General features: G+C 63.9%; 3 protein-coding genes and 1 pseudogene. All 4 read right to left on the bottom strand.

Annotation, left to right across the window (positions count from 1 at the left end; translation table 11 throughout):
* The coding region (locus tag B7L71_RS00140) for an aldo/keto reductase (RefSeq protein WP_170919406.1) at nt 1–275 on the bottom strand (275 nt) is incomplete at its 3' end.
* Between the two features lie 17 nt (nt 276–292).
* Nucleotides 293–1,258, bottom strand: a complete 966-nt coding sequence (gene glk, locus B7L71_RS00135) for a glucokinase (protein ID WP_081135040.1) — start codon at nt 1,256–1,258, stop codon at nt 293–295.
* On the bottom strand, nt 1,258–3,159 hold the full coding sequence (gene edd / locus B7L71_RS00130; protein WP_081135037.1) for a phosphogluconate dehydratase: 1,902 nt from the start codon (nt 3,157–3,159) through the stop codon (nt 1,258–1,260). The genes glk and edd overlap by 1 nt, the downstream gene beginning before the upstream one ends.
* A gap of 200 nt (nt 3,160–3,359) precedes the next feature.
* Nucleotides 3,360–4,126 (bottom strand): annotated as a pseudogene (locus B7L71_RS00125) (efflux RND transporter permease subunit).
* Between the last annotated feature and the right edge of the window lie 60 nt (nt 4,127–4,186).

The raw sequence follows: 4,186 nt of genomic DNA, 5'->3' as shown, positions 1-4,186 counted from the left end.
AACTGGCCGCCCGCGCTCGGGTTGTCGTTGGCAATGCTGGCTTTGGTGACCACGTGGAGCCGCTTGGCCAGCGCCGGGCGGGCACGTAGCGCCTGGCCGAATAGCGTTTCGCAAGCTCCGCTGCCGTAAATATCGGCATGGTCGAACCCGTGCAGGCCTTGCTCCAGTCGGGCTTCGATCCAGTCGGCCAGCTGGCTTGCCTGGTGCATCTCTTGCGCTTCATGCAGGCGCATCATGCCGAGTACGAACGGCACGTCAAAGGTCACAGCAGCCATGGCGTGTTTCCGTCGGTTTAAAAGACTTCTTCGTTATGCAGCGCTTCGGCGGCACCCAGCAGGCCGGTCCACGGGTGGGTCACGATCCACACCGGAATATCGGCGTTGTACGCTCCCATGCGCCCCTTGTTGACGAAGCTGGCGCGCAGTTCGCATTTAGGCAGCCACGCCAGCAGCCGGGGCAGAATGCCACCGCACAGATATACGCCGCCGCGTGCGCCCATGGTCAGGGTGGCGTCACCGCAGACGTCGCCGAGGATTTTCAAAAAGCGCAGCAGGGTGGCCGTGGCCAGGGCGTCGCCCTGATTGGCCGCCTGGGTCACCTCGGCGGGGGTTTCGCAACGTGGCGCTTGGCCTTCCAGCGTGCAGTGGGCCTGGTAGAGTTCCAGCAGCCCCTGGCCGCACAGGATGCGCTCGACGCTGACCCGCTGGTGGCGCTGCAGGAAAACATCCAGCAGTGCGCGCTCGGTGGTGTCGGTAGGTGCAAAGGTGACGTGCCCGCCTTCGGTGGGCAGCGGAATCCAGGCATGCTGGCCGGGAAACACCCCGGCCACGCCCAGCCCGGTGCCCGGGCCGATGACCAGACGGGTCGAGTGCGACTGGGCGACGCCGGGCTGCACTTCGACGAGGTTGTCTTCGCCCACGTGGGGCACGCCCAACGCCTGGGCGGTGAAGTCATTGATGACCTTGAACAGCGACAGGTTCAGCGCTTGCTGAACGTCGCTTTTCATGAAGTCCCAGTGGTTGTTGGTCATTTTCACCCGCTCGGCGTGCACCGGGCAGGCGAAGGCCAGGCAGGCCTCCTCGGGGGCGTTATCCCCGGTCGCGCCCACGCGGGCGAGGTAATCCTGAATCGCCTCGATCACGCCGGGGTAGTCCGCGCAGGGCAGGTTGAGGATATCGTGGGGCGTTACCTCGCCAGGCGCTACCAGCGCCAGGCGAGCGTTGGTGCCGCCAATATCACCGATCAGTGCCGGTCGCATCAGGCGTCCTCTTGAAAGATCTGATCTTGCTGGCGGGCCAGGTCATCGGCTTCGAAGCCCCCCAGCGAACCGGCTCCCTCTTCACCGCGCATGGCGAGATGACGGAAGCCCGCAAACAGCTCGCGGCCCAGGCCGACGTGGTAGTGGTCGAGATTGGCAACGGCCAGCGGGCGCTCGGCCCAGGTAGCGGCATCCACCTTGACCTCCAGGCTGCCGGCATTGGCATCCAGGCGCACCACGTCACCATCGCGCAGCTTGGCCAGCGGGCCGCCATCCAGCGCTTCCGGGCTCATGTGGATGGAGGCGGGCACTTTGCCCGACGCGCCGGACATGCGGCCATCGGTGACCAGCGCGACCTTGAAGCCACGATCCTGCAGCACGCCCAGGAAGGGAGTGAGTTTGTGTAGCTCGGGCATGCCGTTGGCTTTCGGGCCTTGGAAGCGCACCACCACGATTACATCACGGTCCAGGTCGCCCGACTCAAACGCCGCTTTCATTTCGTTCTGATCCTCGAAGATCTTGACCGGCGCTTCGACCACTCGATGCTCTTCGGCCACCGCCGAGACCTTGATCACGCCTCGGCCCAGATTGCCTTTCATGACGGTCAGGCCGCCAGTGGGGGCAAAGGGCGTGGCGACCGGGCGCAGCACTTCTTCGTCCAGGCTCTTCTCCGGGCCTTCGCGCCAGACCACTTTGCCATTTTCCAGGAAGGGCTCCTGGGTGTAGGCGGTCAGATCGGTGCCGAAGACGGTGGGAATGTCGCCGTGGAGCAGGCCAGCGCCCAGCAGTTCGCGGAACAGGTAGCTCATGCCGCCTGCGGCCTGGAAGTGGTTGATGTCCGCCTGGCCGTTGGGGTACACCTTCATCAGGCTGGGGGTCACCGCCGAGAGATCAGTGAAGTCGTCCCAGTTCAGGGTGATGCCCGCCGCTGCCGCCATGGCAATCAGGTGCATGGTGTGGTTGGTCGAGCCGCCGGAGGCCAGCAGGCCGACCACGGCATTGACGATGGCGCGCTCGTCGATCTGCTTGTAGAACGGACGGTACTCGCCGCCCGCTTCGGTATTGCGAATGGTCTGTTCGGTGGCGTAGCGGGTCAGCGCTTCGCGCATCTCGGTGCCGGGGTTCACGAACGACGTGCCCGGCAGGTGCAGGCCCATGACTTCCATCATCAGCTGATTGGAGTTGGCGGTGCCGTAGAAGGTGCAGGTGCCGGGGCTGTGGTAAGAGTCGGACTCTGCCTGCAGCAGCTCTTCGCGGCCCACCTTGCCTTCGGCATACAGCTGGCGAATGCGCGCTTTCTCCTTGTTCGGCAGGCCGCTGGGCATGGGGCCTGCGGGTACGAACATGGCGGGCAGATGGCCAAAGCGTGCGGCACCGATGAACAGGCCCGGCACGATCTTGTCGCACACGCCCAGGTAAATGGCGGCGTCGAACATGTTGTGTGACAGCCCCACCGCCGTGGCCATGGCAATCAGGTCACGGGAGAACAGCGATAGTTCCATGCCCGGCTGGCCCTGGGTTACGCCGTCACACATGGCCGGTACGCCGCCCGCAAATTGCGCGGTGGAACCCATGGCCCGCGCCGCCGCCTTGATGGTTTCCGGGAAGGTTTCAAACGGCTGGTGGGCCGACAGCATGTCGTTGTAGGACGAGATGATGCCCAGGTTGGCGCTGTTCATCAGCTTCAGGGCGTCTTTTTCCTGGGGGCTACAGGCAGCAAAGCCGTGGGCCAGGTTACCGCAGGAGAGCTCGGCACGATGCACGCCACGCTTGTGCTGGTCGGCCATGCGGCGCTCGTAGAGGGCGCGGCGCTCGGCAGAGCGTTCACGAATGCGTTGGGTGACTTCCGCGACCTTGGGATGAAGGGCTGCGGGGGTAGAACCAGACGTTGAACCAGGCATAGAAACCTCTGCATGAGTAGAGACGGTGAAAGTATCTTGTAGTTATTTTACATTTTATGGCGCCAATAATAGAGACCTTACGGCAATAAAAAGCCGATTTATAGCTTAAGTTGTAGTTTTATTACCCGAAAGGATGAGCCGGGTGACCCCGGCCCCGGCCCATGATGGCTAAAAAGCGCTCATGGGCCGAACGCGCCTGCTCAGGACTCGACCTCATCGCTGCTGATATGGAACAGCATGGCATACAGGGTGGGTACGGCAATCAGCGTCAGCAGCGAGGCAAACGCCAGACCGCCCATGATGGTCACCGCCATGTTGTTGAAGAAGGCGTCGGCCAGCAGCGGTAGCATGCCAAGGATAGTGGTGCCAGCGGCCAGAAAGACCGGCCGCAAGCGGCTGACGCTAGCGTCCACCAGTGCAGAAAAGCGCGCCTTGCCCTCCTTGATCTGCCCGTCGATCTCGTCCACCAGCACGATGGCGTTTTCATCAGCATGCCCGACAGGCTGAGCATGCCCAGCAGGGCGGTAAACGAGAAGGGCAGGCCGGTTACCAGTAGGCCAATCACCACGCCACACACCGACATGGGCACCACCAGCCAGATGATCAGCGGCTGCTTGAGCTTGCCAAACAGCAAAATCGAGGTCAGCAGCATCACCAGCAGGCTGATGGGCAGCTGCTGGGCCAGCGCCTCCTTGGCATCGCCGGAATCCTCGTGTTCACCTCCCCAGCTCAGCTGGTAGCCCGGTGGCAGCGTCATGGCCTCGAGCTCTTCGCGAATGCCGTCGAACGCCTGGGCGGCGGTGTAGCCCTCGGCGGGGTCGGCCCCGACGGTCAGCGTGCGCACCCGGTTGCGGCGTTGAATCAGCGCTTCCTCGCTATCGGTATCGAAGGAGGAGACCACCTGACTGATGGGCACGAAGCGCTGCTGCGCGGCGCTCCACACGTTGCGGTTTTCCAGCAGTGCCACATCGTCCCGCTCGGCCGCCGGGGGGCGGGCGACGATGGGCAGCAGGTGCTCGCCCTCACG

Origin of the sequence: Halomonas sp. BC2 (assembly GCF_002078115.1) — a bacterium.
GTDB classification, from domain to species: domain Bacteria; phylum Pseudomonadota; class Gammaproteobacteria; order Pseudomonadales; family Halomonadaceae; genus Vreelandella; species Vreelandella stevensii.
Note: the sequence above shows the minus strand (reverse complement) of the source record. Positions and strands in the feature narration are given on the sequence as shown.

Bases quoted from the DNA above. Each gene is read 5' to 3' on its own strand.
- glk (WP_081135040.1), bottom strand. From the start codon at position 1,258: ATGCGACCGGCACTGATCGGTGATATTGGCGGCACCAACGCTCGCCTG.
- edd (WP_081135037.1), bottom strand. From the start codon at position 3,159: ATGCCTGGTTCAACGTCTGGTTCTACCCCCGCAGCCCTTCATCCCAAG.